This is a genomic window from Methylophilus sp. Leaf414, from assembly GCF_001425425.1.
Classification (GTDB): domain Bacteria; phylum Pseudomonadota; class Gammaproteobacteria; order Burkholderiales; family Methylophilaceae; genus Methylophilus.
In genome coordinates this window covers 479215-500169 of record NZ_LMQQ01000001.1, presented here as the reverse complement: position 1 = coordinate 500169, position 20955 = coordinate 479215, and the positions used below count along the sequence as shown (strand labels likewise).

Here is a 20955-nt window from a genome sequence, read left to right as displayed (position 1 = left end):
GTATTGGAGATAAGCATGGCATTAGATTTATTTTCCCCATTAACACTGGGCGCAATCGCATTAAAAAATCGCGTAGTGATGGCACCGCTTACGCGGAACCGTGCAGGTGAGGGCGGCGTGCCGCAGGCTATGAATGTGACGTATTACGAGCAGCGTGCCACAGCTGGCCTGATTATTACAGAAGCAACGCCGATTTCACCAATGGCACACGGTTACCCGGCCTTGCCAGGTATTTATACCGATGCACAGATTGCCGGCTGGAAAAAAGTGACCGATGCGGTGCATGCACAAGGTGGCAAAATCGTGATCCAATTGTGGCATGTAGGCCGTATTTCACATCCTAGTTTATTACCCAACCAGTCTCAGCCTGTAGCTCCTTCAGCAATCAAACCGGCAGGGCAGGCGTTTACCTATCAAGGTTTGCAGGATTATGTCACTCCACGTGCCCTCGAGCTGGATGAGCTGCCCACCATAGTACAGGATTATGTACATGCGACGCGTTGCGCCATCGCGGCCGGTTTCGATGGGGTTGAAGTGCATGCAGCCAATGGCTATCTGCTAGACCAGTTTTTGAGAGATGGATCAAATCAGCGCGAGGATGCTTATGGCGGGTCTCTAGAGAATCGCACCCGATTATTGCTGGAAGTGGTGCAAGCGGTAGTGGACACTATTGGAGCGAACAAAGTGGGTGTGCGTATTTCGCCGGTGAATCCGTTCAATGATATGAAAGACAGCCAGCCACAAAAGACTTTCAATTATGTTGCACAGGCATTGAATCAGTTTGATCTGGCATATTTGCATGCGGTTGAAGGCGGCATTCATGGGGGCGGTGAATCTGAGCCGTTCGATTTTGAGGCACTGCGTAAACTGTTCAACAATGGCTATATCGCTAATCTTGGCTATGACAAAGCGCGTGGCAATGCAGTGATTGCCAGTGGGCATGCGGATGCCGTGGCTTTCGGTGTGCCATTTATCGCGAACCCTGACCTGGTTGCGCGCTATGCGAAAGATGCTCCACTGAATGAAGCCGACTCTTCTTCATTCTATGGAGGCACTGACAAGGGATATACTGATTATCCGTTCTTGAGCGCTTAATGATGTTGCCGGGTCTTATTGCCTGGCTTTATACCTAAGTTTTATCACCAGACTTGTCGCTCACGGTGTGCGGGCGTAGAATTCGCGCAAAGCAAATTCAATGGGCTAACGCTCCGTACATTGTGAGTTAATTTCTGCATGTCTCAACCTGATTCAAACACAAATCCCCATAAGTTAATTGTTGCCAACTGGAAAATGCATGGCAGCCTGGCTTTTAACCAGGCATTGATTGAGGGCTACCTGGAAAGCTTAACTTCGCTTACGCAAACAGATGTTGTAGTTTGCGTACCGTATCCATATCTGGCGCAGGCACAGTCGTTGCTGTCCAATTCACGGATAGGCTGGGGTGCACAGAATCTGGCCAAGTTCGAGCAAGGTGCTTATACCGGTGAAGTCGGTGCGAGTATGCTGCGCGATTTTGGCGCGCAATATGTGATTATCGGGCATTCCGAACGCAGTACGGCGTATTGTGAGTCGGATGAGAATATTGCTGAAAAAATGATGGTAGCCAAACGCCATGGCCTGAAGCCGATTTTGTGCGTCGGTGAAACTCTGCTTGAGCGCGAAGCCGGCGTCATGGAGCGTGTGGTGGGTCGGCAGTTAGAAACGATTATTCGCCTGTTTGGTGGCGAAGCGTTTGCCGATACCATTGTTTCTTACGAGCCGATTTGGGCGATTGGTACTGGCTTGGCCGCGACTGCAGAGCAGGCGGTCGCCATGCACCAGTTTATTCGCGAGTCAGTAGCGAATGCCGATAAATCGGCCTCTGCCAGCTTAAAAATCCTCTACGGAGGGAGCGTAAGTCCACAAAATGCGGTACAATTATTAAATCAGAAGGAAATAGATGGTGCGCTGATCGGCCGTTGCTCGCTAGATGTTGGGCAATTTATAAAAATATGTCAGGCCGTTCCTGTAAAATAGCACCTCTAACTCAATAGCAAACGTGCCAAAAGCATCATTGTTATTACATTATCGGATTAAGGAATATGGAAAACGTCATTCTTGTCATTCATGTGTTGGCAGCAGCTTCAGTGATTGGCCTGGTCTTATTACAGCACGGTAAAGGCGCTGACATGGGTGCAGCGTTCGGAAGTGGCGCCTCAGGTAGTTTGTTCGGGGTTTCCGGCTCTTCCAATTTGCTCAGCAAGCTGACATCGATTTTTATTACAGTATTTTTTGCAACCAGTTTGACGCTGGCATTTTTGTCCAGTCATAAAGCGGGTTCCGGCAGCGTGGTTAAATCCCCGCTGACACAACAGGCTCCGGCCAAAGGCGAGGCAGTTGAACCTGCCAAGCCGGTTGAAAATACACCCAAAGATATTCCCAATTAATTTTTAGCCGTCGTGGTGGAATTGGTAGACACGCTATCTTGAGGGGGTAGTGACGAAAGTTGTGCGAGTTCGAGTCTCGCCGACGGCACCAGCGATGTTCATGCGTGATCTATTAATTCAAGGTTTCGCGACGTCGGCTGGTTGGGAAGTGTTTGCTTGGGCGTGTTTGTTGTGTAGTTGCCAGACCTTTGGGTTTGCAGTGAAATGACTTGTTAACATGATCGATTAAGGCAAATCAGTGTTAGAAAATTATTTCCCGATTTTGATGTTTACCCTGGTGGGCTTGGGCGTTGGCCTGGGGCCGCTTATTATTGGTAAACTCGTCTCTCCGCATCGCCCTGATGCGGAAAAAAACTCTCCTTATGAATGTGGCTTTGAAGCGTTTGAAGATGCGCGCATGAAATTTGATGTGCGTTATTACCTGGTCGCCATCCTGTTTATCCTGTTTGATCTCGAAATTGCTTTTCTTTTCCCCTGGGCGATCGTGATCCAGGAAATTGGCCAGGCTGGTTTTTGGGCGATGATGGTTTTCTTGTTTGTGCTGGTGGTCGGCTTCATCTTTGAATGGATGAAGGGCGCCTTGGAATGGGACTAATAGGATTGGTGCATTATGAGCATTGAAGGCGTACTGGAAAAAGGCTTTGTCACCACCACACTGGATACGGTGATCAATTACACACGTACCGGCTCTTTGTGGCCGATGACGTTCGGCCTGGCGTGTTGTGCGGTAGAAATGATGCATGCCGGCGCGGCGCGTTATGACCTGGACCGCTTTGGTATCGTATTCCGCCCCAGCCCGCGGCAATCGGATGTGATGATTGTTGCTGGCACGCTGGTCAACAAAATGGCTCCAGCGTTGCGTAAGGTCTATGACCAGATGGCCGAACCGCGCTGGGTTATTTCTATGGGTAGCTGTGCCAATGGTGGTGGGTATTACCATTATTCATATGCGGTAGTGCGCGGCTGTGACCGTATTGTGCCGGTCGATGTTTACGTGCCAGGTTGCCCGCCAACTGCAGAGGCTCTGCTGTACGGCATTATCCAGCTACAGAAAAAAATCAAACGTACCAATACGATTGCCCGAACCTGATACGCTCACCAGAATCTAAAAAACTCAGTCAAGAAATCAAACTATGTCCGCAAAACTCGAACATTTATCCGCACAGCTCAAGTTAGCACTGGGTGATGGCGTGATCAAGCTGGAACAAAAGCTGGGCGAGATTACGGTAGAAGTGCATGTTAAACATTTGCTGGCCGTAGCGGATAAATTGAAAACGCACGCGGAACTCAAATTCGAGCAGCTGATTGACTTGTGTGGTGTGGATTATTCTGACTATGCTGACGGGCGCTGGGAAGGCCCACGTTTTGCGGTGGTGTTACATTTGTTATCTGTGAGTTTGAATCAGCGCGTGCGTATCCGCGCGTTTGCGACGGATGATGACTTTCCGTTATTTCCTACCCTGGTTGATATCTGGCCGGTTGCCAACTGGTTTGAACGCGAAGCGTTTGACCTTTACGGCATGATGTTTGAAAACCACCCGGATCTACGTCGCCTGCTAACGGATTATGGTTTTGTCGGCCATCCGTTCCGTAAAGATTTCCCCATGATCGGCAATGTAGAAATGCGTTATGACCCGGTACAGCAACGTGTAGTTTATCAACCCGTTTCGATTGATCAACGCAATAATGTACCGCGCCTGATTCGTGATGAAGGAAAACATCATGGCTAAATCTGGCAAGCTAGGGAATTTTTAGTATGGCTGAAATTAAGAATTACACCATGAACTTTGGCCCGCAGCACCCTGCGGCGCATGGTGTGTTGCGTTTGGTGCTTGAGCTGGATGGCGAAGTGATTCAGCGTGCAGATCCGCACATTGGTTTATTGCATAGGGCCACGGAAAAACTGGCCGAGAACCGCACTTACCTGCAAAGCGTGCCCTATATGGATCGTCTGGATTATGTATCCATGATGGCCAATGAGCATGCTTATGTGATGGCGATTGAAAAAATGCTCGGATTGGAAGTGCCTGTCCGTGCGCAGTATATCCGCGTCATGTTTGACGAAATTACCCGTATCCTAAACCATCTGTTATGGCTGGGTGCTCATGCGCTGGACGTGGGAGCAATGACCGTATTCCTGTATGCGTTCCGTGAGCGTGAAGATTTGTTTGACGTTTATGAAGCGGTTTCCGGCGCACGTATGCATGCAGCCTATTACCGCCCTGGCGGTGTATACCGTGATCTGCCGGAAAAAATGCCGCAGCATGAAACGACTAAATTCCGCAGCGATGCAGAAATCAAGAAACTCAATGAGAACCGCCAGGGTTCCATGCTTGATTTTATTGAAGACTTTACCAACCGCTTCCCGACGTATGTGGATGAGTACGAAACATTGCTGACAGATAACCGTATCTGGAAACAGCGTACGGTCGGTATTGGTGTAGTAACACCTGAACGTGCATTAGCGTTGGGACTGACTGGTGCGATGTTGCGTGGTTCAGGGATTGCCTGGGATTTGCGTAAGAAACAACCGTATGAAGTCTATGACAAAATGGACTTTGATATTCCACTGGGTGTGAACGGTGACTGTTATGACCGTTACCTGGTGCGTGTGGAAGAAATGCGCCAGTCAAACCGCATTATCAAGCAATGTATAGACTGGTTACGCGTGAATCCTGGCCCGGTGATCACCAGTGACAATAAGATTGCGCCGCCTAACCGCGAAGGCATGAAAACCAATATGGAAGACTTGATCCACCACTTCAAGTTGTTTACCGAAGGTTTTCACGTGCCTGTAGGCGAGGCTTATGCCGCCATTGAACATCCTAAAGGTGAGTTTGGTATTTATATGGTTTCCGATGGCGCCAACAAGCCTTATCGCTTGAAAATTCGTGCGCCAGGGTTTGCGCATCTGGCAGCGCTGGATGAAATGACCAAAGGGCATATGATTGCCGATTTGGTGGCGATTATTGGTACACAAGATATTGTGTTCGGCGAAATTGATAGATAAATGTCGATAGGTAATCGGATCGATAAGATGGCCCGGATTTCACACTGGATAAGTCGAAAAGATATTTAAGGTACAAGCATGTTAAGTGCAGAATCGATAGAGAAAATTGAATACGAACTGGGCAAGTATCCCAAAGACAGGCGACAGGCAGCTGTGATGTCAGCCTTGCGTATTGTGCAAATGGAGCGCGGATGGCTGTCCAAGGAGAGTATTTCTGAAGTAGCGAAGTATCTGCGTATTCCGGAAATTGCTGCACTTGAAGTGGCTACTTTTTACAATATGTATGAGCTGGAGCCGGTGGGTGAGCATAAGATCACCATCTGTACCAATATCTCCTGCATGTTGCGCGGTTCGGATGAGATTGTCGAACACCTGCAAAACAAGCTTGGGGTTGGTTTTAATGAAGTCACTGCTGATGGCAAATTCTGCCTGAAAGAAGGCGAGTGCATGGGATGTTGCGGCGGTGCGCCGTTGCTGCATGTAAACAATAGTCAAATGCATGAGTTTCTCACCACTGAAAAAGTGGATGCGCTCATCAATGAGTTAAACAAGGGCTGAAGGAACGGGTCATGGCAAGCACTTCAAATACCCCTGCAAACAAAGCGCCTGTGGTCAAAACAGACCTGGCGGGGCAGACCCTGGTCACCTTACGTACACTGACTGAAGAAAATCCTGCTGCACTGGCAACCTATGAAAAATTGGGTGGTTATGTTCAACTCAAACGATTAGTTACTGAGGGAATCAAAGCACCGGAAATCATCAGCCAGGTAAAAGTCTCTAACCTGCGCGGTCGCGGCGGTGCCGGTTTCCCGACCGGATTGAAGTGGAGCTTTATGCCGCGTTATTACGATGGCACCAAGTATCTGGTGTGTAATACCGATGAAGGTGAACCAGGCACTTTCAAAGACCGAGACATTATCCGCTACAACCCGCACCAGTTGATTGAAGGTATGGCGATTGCCGCCTACACATTGGGCGCGCGCGTAGGCTATAACTATATCCACGGTGAAATCTGGCAGGATTACGAAATATTCGAAGCGGCATTGGCCGAAGCGCGTGAAGCGGGCTATATAGGGGAAAACCTGTTCGGCACCAATTTCAGTTTCGATTTATACGCAGTGCATGGCTACGGTGCTTACATCTGTGGCGAAGAAACCGCCCTGATCGAATCTATTGAAGGTAAAAAAGGCCAGCCACGTTTTAAACCGCCATTCCCGGCCAGTTATGGGGTATTTGGCAAGCCTACCAATGTAAATAATACTGAGAGCTACGCCTCGATTCCGTGGATTATGCAGAACGGCGGCCAGGCGTTTGCAGACCTGGGTGTGCCTAATTCCGGCGGCAGTAAATTGTTTTCAGTCTCCGGCCATGTCAACAAACCAGGTAACTACGAAATCAGAATGGGCACGCCTTTTAAGGACTTGCTCGAAATGGCCGGTGGTATCTGGAAAGGTCGAAAACTAAAAGCGGTTATTCCTGGTGGACCTTCTACGGCGGTTATGCCAGCCAGTGCGATTGAAAATGCCACCATGGATTACGATGGCTTGAGTAAAGCCGGTTCCAGCCTGGGTGCCGGGTCCATGATTGTGATGGATGAAACCACTTGCATGGTTAAAACGCTTAAACGATTAAGCTATTTTTTCTACGAAGAAAGCTGCGGCCAATGTACGCCATGCCGCGAAGGCACTGGCTGGGTATATCGCATTATCGAGCGCATCGTGAATGGCAAAGGCAAAATGGAAGATCTGGATTTGCTGACTGATTTAAGCAATAACATTTCCGGTCGCACAATTTGTGCGCTGGGTGATGCGGCAGCAACGCCGGTGTTGAGCTTTATCAAGCATTTCCGCCCCGAGTTTGAGTACTACATACAGCATGGAAAATCCATGATCGACGGTAAATAAAAATCTATTTTTGAGACCAGCTCAACAAATAAATTTTAGAGATTGCAGACATGTTAAATATTGAAATTGATGGCAAACCACTAGAGGTCGAACACGGCAGCACCATTATTGATGCTGCGGATGCGGTAGGCATTGCCATCCCGCGTTTCTGCTATCACAAGAAACTGTCTGTAGCTGCCAACTGCCGCATGTGCCTGGTACAGGTGGAGAAATTCAATAAACCTTTGCCTGCCTGTGCCACACCGGTCGCCGATGGCATGAAGATTTTTACACGCAGCAAATCTTCCGTTGAAGCACAAAAAAGCGTAATGGAGTTTCTGCTGATCAATCATCCGCTGGATTGCCCGATCTGTGACCAGGGCGGTGAATGTGATTTGCAGGATATCGCAGTCGCCTATGGCGCTTCCGGTTCACGTTACACCGAAGAAAAACGCGTGGTGTTCAACAAAAATATCGGGCCGCTTGTTAGTACCGATATGACACGCTGCATTCAGTGTACTCGTTGTGTGCGCTTCCTCAAGGAAGTTGGCGGTATGCAGGAGTTGGGCTTGGTCAACCGTGGTGAGCATGCAGAAATTACAGCTTACGTTGATCAATCAGTTAATTCAGAATTAAGCGGCAACATCATTGATTTATGCCCGGTCGGCGCGTTAACCAGTAAGCCGTTCCGCTATTCTGCACGTAGCTGGGAGTTAGTGCGTCGTCCTTCAATTGCCCCGCATGATGGCCTTGGTTCTCATGTTGAAGTGCATGTTAAAGATAACAAAGTCATGCGCATACTGCCGCGTGAAAAAGAGTCAATCAACGAATGCTGGTTATCTGACCGCGACCGTTTCTCTTACGAAGGCCTGAACAGTCCGGATCGCCTGAAAGTGCCGATGATCAAGCACAACGGGCAATGGCAGGAAACAGATTGGAAAACAGCGTTGGAATTTGCTGCAGGCCAGCTCAAAGACATTACCAAACAACATGGTGGCGAGGCGCTCGGCGTGCTGGTTTCCCCAAACAGCACCATGGAAGAAGGTTACCTGATCAAGCAACTGGCTGATGGCCTGGGTTGCGGCAACGTCGATTACCGATTGCGCCAGACGGATTTCCGTCTCGATGGTAAGCGTACCGGTACGCCATGGATGGGCTGCAATATCCAGGAAGTTGAAGAGCTGGACCGTATCCTGTTGATCGGCTCCAATATCCGTAATGAACACCCATTGCTGGCACAGCGTATCCGTAAAGCGGTAGCGAATGGTGCCGAGCTTAGCATTGTCAGCCCGCTGGACAATGATCCGTTGATGGATATTGCGCACAAAGTGATTGTGCGCCCGAATGATATGGTCAATGTATTGGGCCAGATTCTGAAAGCCATGTCCGGCCTGCAAAAACTGTCACTATGTTTGCCGCCGGCATTGAATGAGTTGCTGGAAGAAATCAAGATACGTCCAAATACGCAAAAAATTGCGGAAAGCCTGGCCGGTATCCGTGAGGACTTGATCCTGATCGCGCCTAAGGTCGGTATTTTCCTGGGCAATATGGCATTGAGTGATCCGCGTTTTACCGAAATGTATAGTATGGCGGAAGCGATTGGCGGTATCAGTGGTGCCAAGGGCGGTATTTTACCTCCGGCAGCAAATAGTACCGGTATGCATATGATAGGCGTCATGCCTTCAGCCACCGGTATGCATGCGCGCGCCATGATTGAAATACCGCGTAAAGCTTACCTGTTATTGAATATCGAACCAGAGCTGGATTGCCAGCATGCGGCATTGGCTAACGAGGCGATGGCTAAAGCCGAGTGTGTAGTGGCATTAACAGCGTACAAGTCTTCTGCCCTTGAAAACGCCGATATCCTGTTACCGATTGCACCATTTACTGAAACTTCCGGTACTTTTATGAGCATGGAAGGCCGTGTACAAAGCTTCCAGGCTGCGACACGTCCGTTAGGCGAATGCCGTCCTGGCTGGAAGGTATTGCGTGTGTTAGCGAATACACTGGGACTTTCCGGTTTTGATTACAACAGTTCGGAAGAGGTTAAAAATGCACTGTTCAATGGTGAGAAGCCCTCGGCAGTAGTATGGCGTAGTCTGAACAACAACCTGAAAGAGCTGGTTGAAATCCAGGTGAATATCAAGAAGACAGGTTTGCAGCGTATCGGTGAAGTGCCGCAGTACGAATTTGACCCTATCGTGCGTCGCTCTGCACCACTACAAAAAACCAAATACAACATCCGCCCGATGGCGCGTATTCACGGCGACCAGCTGGCCGAATTAGGCTTGCAGGATGGCGACATCGTGGTTGTCCGCCAGAGCAAAGGCAGCGCGGTGCTGAAAGTGCGCGCAGATAATCATGTGGCAAAAGGTTGCGTGCGTGTAGCCGCAGCACATCCGCTGACAGTCGGTTTGGGTGATCTGATGGGTGATATTACGATTGAAAAAGCGGCAGTCGAGCAAGTGGCGATTTACGAAAAACAACTGACGGAGATGGCATAACATGCAATTCTTCGCTGACTTATTTGGATCCTACTGGCCGGAAGTGCAACTGGTGTCATGGACACTGGTGAAAATCGTCGCTATCGTGCTGCCTTTGATGGTATGCGTAGCTTACCTGACCTATTTCGAGCGCAAGGTGATTGGCTATATGCAGGTGCGTATCGGGCCTAACCGTGTTGGTCCATTCGGTTTGTTGCAACCTGTGGCAGATGCATTAAAACTGTTATTCAAAGAAATCATCCTGCCTACCGCTTCGAATAAAGTGTTGTTTTTTATTGGCCCTATCCTGACAATTGCACCTGCCTTTGCCGCCTGGGCTGTGATACCGTTTGATGCGACACTGGTGTTAGCTAATATCGATGCTGGTTTGTTGTATATCCTGGCCATGACTTCAGTCGCGGTCTATGGCGTGATTATTGCCGGTTGGGCATCCAACTCCAAATATGCTTTCCTGGGATCTTTACGTTCTGCCGCACAAATCGTTTCTTATGAAATTGCCATGGGCTTTACGCTTGTCGGTGTGCTCATGTGTGCAAACTCCCTCAACCTGGGCAAGATTGTCATGGGGCAGGAGGGTGGTTTCTGGCACTGGTACTTTATTCCATTGTTCCCGCTGTTTATTGTGTATTTCATCAGTGCCGTCGCGGAGACTAACCGCGCACCGTTTGACGTCGCTGAAGGTGAGTCGGAGATTGTGGCTGGCTTCCATGTGGAATATTCCGGTATGGCTTTCGCGGTCTTCTTCCTGGCGGAATATGCCAACATGATTTTGGTGTCCATGCTGGCCGCACTGATGTTCCTAGGTGGCTGGTTGTCACCAGTACCATTCTTGCCAGACAGTGTTTTGTGGCTGTTAGCCAAAGTCGCATTTTTATTATTTTTATTCTTGTGGTTCCGTGCGACCTTCCCGCGCTACCGCTATGACCAGATCATGCGTCTGGGCTGGAAAGTATTTATTCCGATCACGCTGGTGTGGATTGTCGTAGTTGCCGCCATGATGCAGACCCAGTGGGCGTACCTGTTCCATTAATAGGATGTACGGACAAAGAATTTGGAAACCTTACCATGTTGAACGCGATTAAAAATACATTAGGCAGTTTGATGTTATGGGAAATGCTGAAAGGCATGGCCCTGACCGGACGCTATTTCTTTGCCAAGAAAATCACTATCCAGTACCCGGAAGAGCGCACGCCGCAATCGAACCGATTCCGTGGTTTGCATGCATTGCGCCGCTATCCGAATGGCGAAGAGCGTTGCATAGCCTGCAAATTATGCGAAGCAGTTTGCCCGGCAATGGCGATCACGATTGAATCTGACCAGCGCGACGATGGCAGCCGGCGTACTACGCGTTATGACATTGATCTGACCAAGTGTATTTTCTGCGGTTTCTGTGAAGAGTCCTGCCCGGTAGACAGCATTGTTGAAACGCGAATTTTTGATTACCACGGTGAGCAGCGCGGCGACCTGATTTACACCAAAGAAATGTTGCTGGAAGTGGGCGATAAATATGAGGCGCAAATTGCTGCCGATCGCACACAGGACAAGGCTTATCGCTAAGCGCGGACAGGAAAATTATGGTATTTACTGATATTGTTTTTTATGTGCTGGCAGCTATCCTGCTGTTTTCCGGCATCCGGGTGATTACTACCCGCAACCCGGTGCATGCGGCATTGTTCCTGGTATTGTCGTTTTTTACCGCAGCCGGTATCTGGTTATTGCTTGAGGCAGAGTTTCTCGCTATCGCGCTGATCCTTGTCTATGTCGGCGCGGTGATGGTGTTGTTCCTGTTTGTGGTCATGATGCTGGATATCAACCTCGACAAATTACGTGAAGGTTTTTGGGAATATCTGCCAATGGCAGGTTTTATTGGTTTGCTGATGGTGGTTGAAATGACACTGGTGCTGGCTGACAAAAACCTGCAACCAAGCCAGGCGGTAGAGTTACCTGCTAATTACAGCAATACCGCGGCATTGGGTAAGGTGCTGTATACCGACTATTTGTTACCTTTCGAGTTAGCCGCCGTGGTACTGCTGGTCGCCATGATCGCTGCTATTGTGCTGACCCTGCGAGAGCGCAAGGATAACAAATCCATGAACCCATCCGAGCAGGTGAAAGTGAAGCGTAATGACAGGCTTAGAATTGTTTCCATGCCTGCCGAAGTTGAACCGCCAGCGCCAACACCTGTTGCCGAGGAGAAAAAATAACCATGGTCGGCTTGTCTCATTACCTGATTTTGGGCGCGCTGATGTTTGCAATCAGCGTAATCGGTATTTTCCTCAATCGTAAAAATGTCATCATCCTGCTGATGGCGATTGAGTTGATGCTGTTAGCGGTAAACCTCAATTTCATTGCTTTTTCACATTACCTCAACGATATCGCCGGCCAGGTATTTGTATTCTTTATCCTGACGGTTGCAGCGGCTGAATCGGCGATTGGACTGGCAATTCTGGTGGTGCTATTCCGTAATCTTCACACTATCAACGTCGATGATCTGGATCAGTTAAAAGGCTAGTGGCATGACAATAAAACAAATCTTGATATTGATCCCTTTGCTGCCGTTATTTTCGGCAGCCATCGTTGGTTTATTCCGCAATCAACTGCCACGCTGGACTGCGCATGCCATTACCATCGCCGGTGTCGGTGCAGCTTTCGTACTATCCGTCACCATACTCAACCAGACACTGGATGGATTTACCCTGAATGAATCCGTATATACCTGGCTAAACTCAGGCGATATCCATTTTGAAGTCGGTTTCCTGATCGATAACCTGAGTGCCATGATGATGGTAGTCGTCACTTTCGTGTCGTTGATGGTGCACGTATATACCATAGGCTATATGCATGAGGATCCGGGCTATAGCCGTTTCTTCAGCTATATCTCGCTGTTTACCTTCTCCATGCTGATGCTGGTGATGAGTAACAACTTCATGCAGCTGTTTTTCGGCTGGGAAGCGGTAGGCCTGGTGTCTTACCTGCTGATTGGCTTCTGGTTTACACGTCCAACAGCCATTTATGCTAACCTGAAAGCTTTCCTTGTGAACCGGGTAGGGGACTTTGGCTTCCTGCTGGGCATAGGTATGGTGCTGTATTATTTTGGCAGTGTGGATTACGCCACCGTGTTTGAACGCGCACCATCTATGGCAGATGCACAAGTGAACATCCTGGGTAGCAGCTCATGGTCTCTGATGACAGTCACCTGTCTGCTATTGTTCGTGGGCGCCATGGGTAAATCGGCACAAGTGCCGTTGCATGTCTGGTTGCCAGACTCGATGGAAGGCCCGACACCAATTTCTGCATTGATTCACGCCGCGACCATGGTAACGGCAGGTATTTTTATGGTGGCACGTATGTCGCCGCTATATGAACTGTCAACAACAGCCTTATCCACGGTGATGGTGATCGGGGCCATTACTGCCTTGTTTATGGGTTTCCTGGGGATTATCCAGAACGATATCAAACGTGTGGTGGCATATTCCACGCTGTCACAACTCGGTTATATGACGGTCGCGCTGGGTGCTTCGGCATACTCAGTGGCAATTTTCCACCTGATGACACACGCATTCTTCAAAGCCTTGTTATTCCTGGGTGCCGGTTCTGTGATTATGGGTATGCACCATGATCAGGATATCCGCAACATGGGTAACCTGAAAAAATACCTGCCGATCACATGGATTACTTCGCTGATAGGTTCGCTGGCCTTGATCGGTACACCTTTCTTCTCCGGTTTCTATTCAAAAGACAGCATCATTGAAGCAGTAGAGTTATCGCATATTCCAGGCAGCGGGTTCGCCTACTTTGCGGTGATCGTTGGCGTATTTGTGACAGCATTCTATTCTTTCCGACTGTATTTCCTGGTGTTTCACGGTGAAGAGAAATGGCGCCAGGTAGCGCATGGAGATGCCGGACACGCAGATCATAAGCATGTCGCGCATACTAACGATGCCCATGGTACGCACGATGCGCATGCAGATGACCATCATGAAGATCATGCACATGACGATGCGCATCATCACGGCCTTGGCCCGAATGACAATCCGCATGAGCCAGGCTGGGTAGTCACCTTGCCATTGATATTATTGGCAATTCCATCACTGGTCATTGGTTATTTTGCGCTGGAGCCTATGGTGTTTGGCGATTTCTTCAAGAATGTGATTTTCGTGAATCCTGAAGCGCATCCGGCGATGGAGCATCTGGCACATCATTACCATGAGTTTATGCACAGTCCGGCTGGTATGGCGATTCATGGCTTTGCCAGCCTGCCATTTATCCTGGCTGCTTCTGGCGTGTTTTTGTCCTGGTTCTTCTATATGAAGCGCCCGGATATTCCGGCGGCGATCAAACAGCGATTCGACGTGATTTACCGCATATTGGATAACAAATATGGTTTCGATAGTTTTAACGAGAAATTTTTTGCCGGCGGTTCCCGTTGCTTGGGCCGTTTGCTGTGGAAGTTTGGCGATATCACTTTAATTGATGGTGCCATGGTGAATGGCACCGCCAAAACCATGGGTAAGATTGCTGCCAGATTACGCAATGTGCAATCAGGGCTTATTTATCACTACGCTTTTACCATGATTATTGGCGTGTTTCTTCTTATGACTTTCTTTGTAAAAATTAATTGATGATGCAAGCCGACCTCACAAGTATTTCATGGTTAAGTCTCGCCATCTGGCTGCCAATATTATCCGGTGTGCTGGTATTGCTGCTGGGCGGTGACCACAAAGCGACTTTAACCCGCTGGCTGGCATTGGCAGGTAGCCTGGTCAGCTTTCTGGTGACCATACCTCTGTACACATTGTTTGATGTGCAGGATGGCTTCTTCCAATTTGAAGAGTTGCTGCCATGGATCCCTGCGTTTAATATCCATTATCACCTGGGTATCGATGGATTCTCCATGCCGCTGGTGCTGCTGACCAGCTTTACTACCGTGATTGTAGTGCTGGCCGCATGGGAAGTGATCACCAAGCATGTTGCCCAGTATATGGCCGCCTTCCTGATCATGAGCGGGATTATGATAGGTGTTTTCACGGCACTGGATTCAATGCTCTACTATGTGTTCTGGGAAGCAATGCTGATCCCGATGTTTCTGGTGATCGGTGTGTGGGGCGGTCCTAACCGCGTATATGCCACCGTCAAGTTTTTCCTGTATACCTTGCTCGGGTCCCTGTTGATGCTGGTGGCATTTATCTACCTTTATCACCAGACCGGTAGTTTTGAACTGGCCGATTACTACTTGCTGCCTTTAAGCATGAAAGCGCAGATTTATATTTTTATTGCTTTCTTTATGGCCTTCGCTGTGAAAATCCCCATGTGGCCAGTGCATACCTGGTTGCCGGACGCCCATGTGGAAGCGCCAACAGGTGGTTCTGTGGTACTGGCGGCAATTGCATTGAAACTTGGCGGCTATAGCTTCCTGCGTTTTGCGATGCCGATTGCGCCGGACGCGTCACACTACTTCAGTACCGCCATGATCGTGCTATCGCTGATCGCAGTGGTGTACATCGCCCTGGTTGCCCTGGTGCAGACCGATATGAAGAAGCTGATTGCTTATTCTTCAATTTCACACATGGGTTTTGTCACTTTAGGCTTCTTTATGTTTGGCCAGCTGGCGTTGGAAGGCGCTTTGGTGCAGATGATCTCGCACGGCTTTATTTCTTCTGCCATGTTCCTGAGCGTAGGCGTATTGTATGACCGCGTACACAGCCGTGAAATTTCGGCATACGGTGGCGTCGCCAACAAAATGCCGGTGTTTGCCGGGTTTGCCGTGCTGTTTGCCATGGCTAACAGTGGCTTGCCAGGCACGTCGGGCTTTGTTGGCGAATTTATGGTGATTCTGGCCGCAGTCAAATTTAATTTCTGGGTTGGTTTCTTTGCAGCCACAACTTTAATTTTCGGTGCTGCTTATACCTTATGGATGACCAAGCGCGTATTTTTTGGTGATGTTGCAAACCACCATGTAGCTGAGCTGACAGATCTCAATAAACGCGAATTTCTGATTCTGGGTATTCTGGCAATTCTGGTCATTGGGTTCGGTGTGTATCCACAGCCAATTACTGAGGTGATGCAGGCTACCACTAGTGAATTCCTGAAACATATGGCGATTTCCAAATTGCCGGTCACTGGCTATTAAGGCAGGATGTTAGAAAATGGATAATATGCAATTCGATTTGCTCGCCCTGTTGCCGGAACTGGTGTTACTGGGCATGGCCATGTTTATTTTGCTGCTGGATTTATTTATCCTGCCGCAAAACCGCTCCATCATTTATGGGTTGAGCCAGTTCACCTTGTTTGCCGGAGCATTCTTTACATTTAAAACCCATACGCCTGCAGTTGGCTTTGCGTTCTCCCACATGTTCATTGACGACACGCTGTCAGACGTGATCAAAATGATGATGTACCTGGGTACTTCGCTAATTTTTGTCTACAGCCGCAAATACCTGCAGGACCGCAGTTTGTACCGTGGCGAGTTTTATGCCATGGTGCTGTTTGGCCTGCTGGGTATGATGATTATGGTGTCCGGCCATAACTTGCTGACTATCTATATTGGCCTTGAATTATTATCTCTCTGCCTGTATTCGCTGGTTGCGTTTGACCGCGATAATCCGCGTGCCTCAGAAGCAGCCATGAAGTACTTTGTGCTGGGAGCCCTGGCTTCCGGCATGTTGCTGTATGGCATGAGCATGATTTACGGTATGACCGGTAGCCTGGATGTGAGTGACATCGCCAACAGCATCATGCAGCAGAACAAGAGCCCTGTGCTGATTATGGGCCTGGTATTCCTGGTGTCCGGGATTGCTTTCAAATTTGGTGCCGTGCCGTTCCAGATGTGGGTACCGGATGTTTACCAGGGCTCGCCAACGCCAATGACACTGTTGATCGGCTCTGTGCCGAAACTGGCAGCATTTGCGATGACCGTGCGGTTGCTGGTACAAGGTCTGCATCCGCTCGCACAAGACTGGCAGGATATGCTGATGCTGATGGCAATCCTGTCTATCATTATTGGTAACTTCAGTGCCATCGTCCAGACCAACCTCAAGCGTATGCTGGCATATTCCACCATCTCGCATGTCGGTTTTATCATGTTCGGCATGATGAGCGCCAATGCCAATGGCTTTGCCTCAAGCTTCTTTTATATCAGCACCTATGTCCTTACCTCAATCGCCGGCTTCGGTATTATTTTACTGTTAAGCCGTCAGGGCTTTGAAGCGGAAGAGATCGACGACCTTAAAGGTCTCAATCAACGACATCCTTGGTTTGCTTTCATGATGCTGATCATCATGTTCAGCATGGCGGGCATTCCGCCTACCATCGGTTTCTATGCCAAATTTACCGTGTTGCAAGCTGCATGGCAGGCCGGATTTACCTGGCAAGTGGTCTTGGCAGTATTAATGGCAGTGATTGGCGCTTTCTACTATCTGAATATCGTGCGCAAAATGTACTTTGATGCACCAGTTGATCATTCGCCACTGACTGCGCCGATCGATATGCGTTTTGTATTAAGCGTACATTCACTGGCATTATTAGGGTTGGGCTTATTCCCGGAAATCCTGCTGAGCGTCTGTGGCCGCAGCCTGTTAATGAGTCTGCAGTAATCACATTATGCTAACTAAACTGCTGTACCTGGTATTAATACTTTTCATGGCCAACCTGGGCTGGATTTCAGACAAGTGGTTGGGTATCGCTGGTCGCGTCAATCAATTATGGCAACGCTTCGCTGCTTTGGTGCCTGCTTACCTGATCACACTGGTGATTGCCTACTTTGTGGAACAACTGGTCATGGGTCAGGTATGGCCGCAAGGCTGGGAGTTTTACAGTATCACTGTCTGCCTGTTCCTCGTATTTTCCTTCCCGGGTTTTGTTTACTGCGTACTCTGGAAATAGTTCCTGGCACTATAAGCAAGTCACATTAATTTCACGAATTCTTCACTATAGTTTCAAGCATCCTGGTCATACTAAGCTCACCTAAGTAGTCGGCGCACCCCGTTAAAGTCGGGGCAAACCGCGGAAAGGACCTGAGATGCTGAAATTACAACAAACTTTGGGATGGGTGCAGTCGGTTGATAGCCGTGTGTGTGTCAAAGTAAGTCATACCGGCCAATATCGATTGATCCGCAACCTGTTTCGCGCCATCTCGCGCATGGGCGATGGCATGTTCTGGTATCTGTTGATGCTGGTGATTGCAATCACTCAGGGCCAAAGCGGCTTATACGTATGCCTTCAAATGCTTACCGTTGGCCTTAGCGGTACCCTGGTGTATAAGTGGTTGAAACACCGCACTAGCCGACCAAGACCGTTTCAAGTCCGACAGGATGTACTCTTAAGCGGTACACCGCTGGATTATTTCAGTTTCCCTTCCGGACATACCTTGCACGCAGTGGCTTTTGGGATGGTGGCTGTGCAACATTATCCGCAACTGTTTCCTATTGTTTATCCTTTTGTGGTGCTGGTAGGAATATCACGGGTTGTACTTGGTTTGCATTATCCAAGTGATGTGCTGGCAGGTGCCGGGGTAGGGTATTTACTGGTAGCGGCGTATTCACCCTTTTTTTAAAGCAGTGAAAGGAGAATGGCAGCTATTGGCGCCATTCTTACTCAATGACTGGTTATTGATTTTTCAATAATCGTGGCCATCTCGCATTGTTCAGGGCTGGTGTCTTCACGTAGCCCTTGAATAACACCCAACTGATTTTCCAGTGACTGGTTCTGGCTAGCCTTCCACTTACCCTTCAGTTGAATGATCTCAATCTCAATTCCCACCACTGCAAGTATCAACTTATCGATAAAGCTTGCCGGTGCATCTTCAATCAGCCAAGGATGTTCAAATTTGGCTTCCTGGTCAATGGTCAATAATGAAAGATGTGTGCGTAACCACTCCTTGTTTTCAATCACCTTTGCTCTGCCATGCGCATGCACTGCGACATAATTCCAGGTGGGTACCACCATGCCTGTTTTCGCTTTGCTCGCATACCAGGAAGGCGTCACATAAGCATCCGGGCCGTGAAAGATGGCTAGCACTTGATAATTGGCAGCAAGGTCTTTGCACAGCGGGTTAGCCCTGGCTATATGTCCGCTGAGAGTGCCATGTTTACCGTTGGCAGTGTCAAGATATAAAGGTATATGATTTGCATTTAAACCGTCTTCTGACATTAAAACCAGCGTAGACAGCGGATAAGCGCGCATCAGCGTATGCAATGCATCAATATTCGGCTCGGAGAAGTGTTGAGGGACATACATAATGTTAAATAGGTAACGGTTGACCTCTGACCAGCACGAACTTTTGTGTTGGTTGGGATAAGTCCTTGCAATCAGCTGGAGCGCTTAAATGCACAATGCAAGGTGATAGCTGATCTTTCTGCTGAGATTTAGCAGTTTGAGCCATGAGCGTTGCTTTTAGATGCTCTGTTCTGGCTAACCATGGCGAAAATGTGACTGCAACAATCAAGAGTGCTATTAACGATTTCATAATATTTGCTTTATAAATTTTAAAAGCATCATATCGTTATCATCATGTACACTACATGTACAATTTTTATTTCAGTTAATAGAACTGTACAGGTTATATTGCCATGCCAGTAACACCGATAATCACAGTGAATACTTCAGATTCTGTTCCTTTGGTTGAGCAGGTAGTCACCGGTATCAAAAATCTGGTTGAGCAACGTGTGCTGCGCGCAGGCACACGGTTACCATCGATTCGGGAGTTCGCAATCCAGCATGGCATTAGCCGCTTTACCGTTGTGGACGCTTATGATCGGTTGGTAGCGCTTGGCTATTTGTTATCACGTCGCGGATCAGGATTTTATGTGGCTTCCCTCACTCAAACCGAAGAGGCGATTCCGCAAACCACTTTTTTGGAACGTGCCGACGACGTATTGTGGTTGTTGCATAACACTTTTCGTGATGTTCCAAATATCATCCGTCCGGGGTGTGGCTGGTTGCCAAGTGACTGGCTGGATGAAAAGGTCATTCAAAAGAGCCTGCACGAGCTTTCGCGCAAGCCCGGTGCATTTTTAACGGGCTATGGCGATATCCGTGGTTATTTGCCCTTGCGTCAACAACTGGCACAAAAGAACCTGGCGGATATAGGCATCAGCCTGGAGCCGCAACAGATCATCATGACTAATGGTGCCTCGCACGGGCTGGATTTGGTGGCGAGGCTATTTATCCAGCCTGGGGATGTGGTACTGGTGGATGACCCTGGTTATTACACTTTGTTTGGATACCTGAAATCGTTGGGTGCGAAACTTATCGGTGTGCCGCGCTTGATAAACGGGCCTGATATCACTGTGCTTCAAAAGCATCTTGAAACCTATCGCCCCAAACTTTTTTTCACCAACACAGTGTTGCATAACCCAACCGGTACCAGCACCAGCATGGCGATTGCCCACCAGATATTGCAGCTGGCTGAAAAGTCAGGCTTATATATTGTTGAGGATGATATTTACGGCGACTTCCACTCAAATCATGTGCCACGTTTGGCCACGCTGGATCAGTTGAATCGGGTCATTTATGTCAGTAGCTATTCCAAAACCATTTCGGCCAGCCTGCGTGTAGGTTTTGTGGCTTGTCATAGCGAACTGGCCATGCGATTGCTGGACCTGAAATTACTCACCGGGCTAACCAGTTCAGAAATTAATCAACGTGTGATGTACCAGATACTTGTCGAAGGGCGCTACCGTAAGCATATGGAGAAAATTCGTTCCCGGCTTGAAGTCGAAAGAGGGCGGGTAATCAGCAAGCTAGAGGCTTGTGGCTTAAGTGTATATGCAGAGCCTGCAGGTGGTATGTTTGTATGGGCGCAGCTTGCAAACGAAGGTAACGCAGCTGAAATTGCGACGATCGCAGCAAAACAAAACATCATGCTGGCGCCCGGCAATTTATTTAGCCCCCATCAAGCACCTTCTTCATGGTTGCGTTTCAATGTAGCGCATTGTGACGATGAAAGGATTTTTGAAATACTAAGTACTTTTAAATAAAAAAGTCATCTGGAATAATCATTTCCCCTATGTTTTTTAAAAGCTAAATCGTTGTTTTATCAGCGTGTACACCATGATATCTAATGATTTTTTTGATTTTTTAGCGGTTTATCAAATACTAGTTGCCAATATTCAAGATTACGTGCATAGTGTGCC

General features: G+C 48.5%; 21 protein-coding genes and 1 tRNA gene. 21 read left to right on the top strand and 1 reads right to left on the bottom strand.

Annotated elements, in window-relative coordinates:
- Positions 1 to 15 precede the first annotated feature (15 nt).
- The 20 genes from ASG24_RS02410 (at position 16) to ASG24_RS02315 (ending at position 18374) form a co-directional block, all read left to right on the top strand.
- A complete protein-coding gene (locus ASG24_RS02410; RefSeq protein ID WP_055867440.1) occupies positions 16 to 1095 on the top strand; it encodes an alkene reductase in 1080 nt (359 codons plus the stop codon).
- 138 nt (positions 1096 to 1233) lie between these two features.
- Positions 1234 to 2016: a triose-phosphate isomerase gene (tpiA, locus tag ASG24_RS02405; protein WP_055867437.1), complete on the top strand. Its 783-nt coding sequence runs from the start codon at positions 1234 to 1236 to the stop codon at positions 2014 to 2016.
- Between the two features lie 65 nt (positions 2017 to 2081).
- A complete protein-coding gene (gene secG / locus ASG24_RS02400) occupies positions 2082 to 2426 on the top strand; it encodes a preprotein translocase subunit SecG (protein WP_055867434.1) in 345 nt (114 codons plus the stop codon).
- A 6-nt stretch (positions 2427 to 2432) separates the two neighbouring features.
- Positions 2433 to 2517: transfer RNA gene (locus ASG24_RS02395), tRNA-Leu, on the top strand.
- A gap of 174 nt (positions 2518 to 2691) precedes the next feature.
- The gene (locus tag ASG24_RS14565; protein WP_055827261.1) at positions 2692 to 3021 is read left to right on the top strand and encodes an NADH-quinone oxidoreductase subunit A; all 330 of its coding nucleotides are present in this window, start codon (positions 2692 to 2694) and stop codon (positions 3019 to 3021) included.
- Between the two features lie 15 nt (positions 3022 to 3036).
- A complete protein-coding gene (locus ASG24_RS14560) occupies positions 3037 to 3516 on the top strand; it encodes an NADH-quinone oxidoreductase subunit B family protein (protein ID WP_055825969.1) in 480 nt (159 codons plus the stop codon).
- Between the two features lie 43 nt (positions 3517 to 3559).
- A complete protein-coding gene (locus tag ASG24_RS02380) occupies positions 3560 to 4156 on the top strand; it encodes an NADH-quinone oxidoreductase subunit C (protein WP_055867431.1) in 597 nt (198 codons plus the stop codon).
- 26 nt (positions 4157 to 4182) lie between these two features.
- Entirely contained in the window at positions 4183 to 5436 is a 1254-nt protein-coding gene (locus ASG24_RS02375; protein ID WP_055867427.1) for an NADH-quinone oxidoreductase subunit D, read from the top strand.
- Positions 5437 to 5514: 78 nt separating this feature from the next.
- Positions 5515 to 5994: an NADH-quinone oxidoreductase subunit NuoE gene (gene nuoE, locus ASG24_RS02370; protein ID WP_055867424.1), complete on the top strand. Its 480-nt coding sequence runs from the start codon at positions 5515 to 5517 to the stop codon at positions 5992 to 5994.
- Positions 5995 to 6005: 11 nt separating this feature from the next.
- A complete protein-coding gene (gene nuoF, locus ASG24_RS02365) occupies positions 6006 to 7340 on the top strand; it encodes an NADH-quinone oxidoreductase subunit NuoF (protein ID WP_055825961.1) in 1335 nt (444 codons plus the stop codon).
- A gap of 50 nt (positions 7341 to 7390) precedes the next feature.
- Entirely contained in the window at positions 7391 to 9823 is a 2433-nt protein-coding gene (nuoG, locus tag ASG24_RS02360; protein ID WP_055867420.1) for an NADH-quinone oxidoreductase subunit NuoG, read from the top strand.
- Between the two features lies 1 nt (position 9824).
- On the top strand, positions 9825 to 10853 hold the full coding sequence (gene nuoH / locus ASG24_RS02355; protein ID WP_055825957.1) for an NADH-quinone oxidoreductase subunit NuoH: 1029 nt from the start codon (positions 9825 to 9827) through the stop codon (positions 10851 to 10853).
- Positions 10854 to 10888: 35 nt separating this feature from the next.
- Positions 10889 to 11380, top strand: a complete 492-nt coding sequence (gene nuoI, locus ASG24_RS02350) for an NADH-quinone oxidoreductase subunit NuoI (protein ID WP_055867415.1) — start codon at positions 10889 to 10891, stop codon at positions 11378 to 11380.
- A 17-nt stretch (positions 11381 to 11397) separates the two neighbouring features.
- Entirely contained in the window at positions 11398 to 12027 is a 630-nt protein-coding gene (locus ASG24_RS02345) for an NADH-quinone oxidoreductase subunit J (RefSeq protein WP_055825952.1), read from the top strand.
- Between the two features lie 2 nt (positions 12028 to 12029).
- Complete coding sequence (gene nuoK / locus ASG24_RS02340) at positions 12030 to 12335, top strand: NADH-quinone oxidoreductase subunit NuoK (protein WP_055825950.1); 306 nt, start codon at positions 12030 to 12032, stop codon at positions 12333 to 12335.
- A gap of 4 nt (positions 12336 to 12339) precedes the next feature.
- Positions 12340 to 14445 carry an NADH-quinone oxidoreductase subunit L gene (gene nuoL, locus ASG24_RS02335; protein WP_055867412.1) on the top strand — a complete coding sequence of 702 codons (2106 nt, stop codon included), beginning with the start codon at positions 12340 to 12342 and terminating at the stop codon, positions 14443 to 14445.
- Positions 14445 to 15953, top strand: coding sequence for an NADH-quinone oxidoreductase subunit M (locus tag ASG24_RS02330; protein WP_055825946.1), 1509 nt, complete (start codon positions 14445 to 14447; stop codon positions 15951 to 15953). Before nuoL ends, ASG24_RS02330 begins: the two co-directional genes overlap by 1 nt.
- A 16-nt stretch (positions 15954 to 15969) precedes the next feature.
- Positions 15970 to 17415, top strand: coding sequence for an NADH-quinone oxidoreductase subunit NuoN (gene nuoN, locus ASG24_RS02325; protein WP_055867408.1), 1446 nt, complete (start codon positions 15970 to 15972; stop codon positions 17413 to 17415).
- Between the two features lie 7 nt (positions 17416 to 17422).
- A complete protein-coding gene (locus tag ASG24_RS02320; RefSeq protein ID WP_055867406.1) occupies positions 17423 to 17704 on the top strand; it encodes a DUF2818 family protein in 282 nt (93 codons plus the stop codon).
- Between the two features lie 136 nt (positions 17705 to 17840).
- Positions 17841 to 18374, top strand: coding sequence for a phosphatase PAP2 family protein (locus tag ASG24_RS02315; protein WP_055867404.1), 534 nt, complete (start codon positions 17841 to 17843; stop codon positions 18372 to 18374).
- Between the two features lie 41 nt (positions 18375 to 18415).
- On the opposite strand, the gene ASG24_RS02310 is transcribed toward ASG24_RS02315, so the two are convergent.
- Positions 18416 to 19057 carry an FMN-binding negative transcriptional regulator gene (locus ASG24_RS02310; RefSeq protein WP_055867401.1) on the bottom strand — a complete coding sequence of 214 codons (642 nt, stop codon included), beginning with the start codon at positions 19055 to 19057 and terminating at the stop codon, positions 18416 to 18418.
- A 332-nt stretch (positions 19058 to 19389) separates the two neighbouring features.
- On the opposite strand from ASG24_RS02310, the gene ASG24_RS02300 reads away from it, so the two are divergent.
- Positions 19390 to 20799 (top strand): PLP-dependent aminotransferase family protein, encoded by a 1410-nt coding sequence (locus ASG24_RS02300; protein WP_055867394.1) that lies wholly within the window; start codon positions 19390 to 19392, stop codon positions 20797 to 20799.
- Positions 20800 to 20955 lie beyond the last annotated feature (156 nt).

Coding starts and splice junctions, on each gene's coding strand:
- ASG24_RS02410 (WP_055867440.1), top strand. CDS start 16: ATGGCATTAGATTTATTTTCCCCATTAACACTGGGCGCAATCGCATTA.
- tpiA (WP_055867437.1), top strand. CDS start 1,234: ATGTCTCAACCTGATTCAAACACAAATCCCCATAAGTTAATTGTTGCC.
- secG (WP_055867434.1), top strand. CDS start 2,082: ATGGAAAACGTCATTCTTGTCATTCATGTGTTGGCAGCAGCTTCAGTG.
- ASG24_RS14565 (WP_055827261.1), top strand. CDS start 2,692: ATGTTTACCCTGGTGGGCTTGGGCGTTGGCCTGGGGCCGCTTATTATT.
- ASG24_RS14560 (WP_055825969.1), top strand. CDS start 3,037: ATGAGCATTGAAGGCGTACTGGAAAAAGGCTTTGTCACCACCACACTG.
- ASG24_RS02380 (WP_055867431.1), top strand. CDS start 3,560: ATGTCCGCAAAACTCGAACATTTATCCGCACAGCTCAAGTTAGCACTG.
- ASG24_RS02375 (WP_055867427.1), top strand. CDS start 4,183: ATGGCTGAAATTAAGAATTACACCATGAACTTTGGCCCGCAGCACCCT.
- nuoE (WP_055867424.1), top strand. CDS start 5,515: ATGTTAAGTGCAGAATCGATAGAGAAAATTGAATACGAACTGGGCAAG.
- nuoF (WP_055825961.1), top strand. CDS start 6,006: ATGGCAAGCACTTCAAATACCCCTGCAAACAAAGCGCCTGTGGTCAAA.
- nuoG (WP_055867420.1), top strand. CDS start 7,391: ATGTTAAATATTGAAATTGATGGCAAACCACTAGAGGTCGAACACGGC.
- nuoH (WP_055825957.1), top strand. CDS start 9,825: ATGCAATTCTTCGCTGACTTATTTGGATCCTACTGGCCGGAAGTGCAA.
- nuoI (WP_055867415.1), top strand. CDS start 10,889: ATGTTGAACGCGATTAAAAATACATTAGGCAGTTTGATGTTATGGGAA.
- ASG24_RS02345 (WP_055825952.1), top strand. CDS start 11,398: ATGGTATTTACTGATATTGTTTTTTATGTGCTGGCAGCTATCCTGCTG.
- nuoK (WP_055825950.1), top strand. CDS start 12,030: ATGGTCGGCTTGTCTCATTACCTGATTTTGGGCGCGCTGATGTTTGCA.
- nuoL (WP_055867412.1), top strand. CDS start 12,340: ATGACAATAAAACAAATCTTGATATTGATCCCTTTGCTGCCGTTATTT.
- ASG24_RS02330 (WP_055825946.1), top strand. CDS start 14,445: ATGATGCAAGCCGACCTCACAAGTATTTCATGGTTAAGTCTCGCCATC.
- nuoN (WP_055867408.1), top strand. CDS start 15,970: ATGGATAATATGCAATTCGATTTGCTCGCCCTGTTGCCGGAACTGGTG.
- ASG24_RS02320 (WP_055867406.1), top strand. CDS start 17,423: ATGCTAACTAAACTGCTGTACCTGGTATTAATACTTTTCATGGCCAAC.
- ASG24_RS02315 (WP_055867404.1), top strand. CDS start 17,841: ATGCTGAAATTACAACAAACTTTGGGATGGGTGCAGTCGGTTGATAGC.
- ASG24_RS02310 (WP_055867401.1), bottom strand. CDS start 19,057: ATGTATGTCCCTCAACACTTCTCCGAGCCGAATATTGATGCATTGCAT.
- ASG24_RS02300 (WP_055867394.1), top strand. CDS start 19,390: ATGCCAGTAACACCGATAATCACAGTGAATACTTCAGATTCTGTTCCT.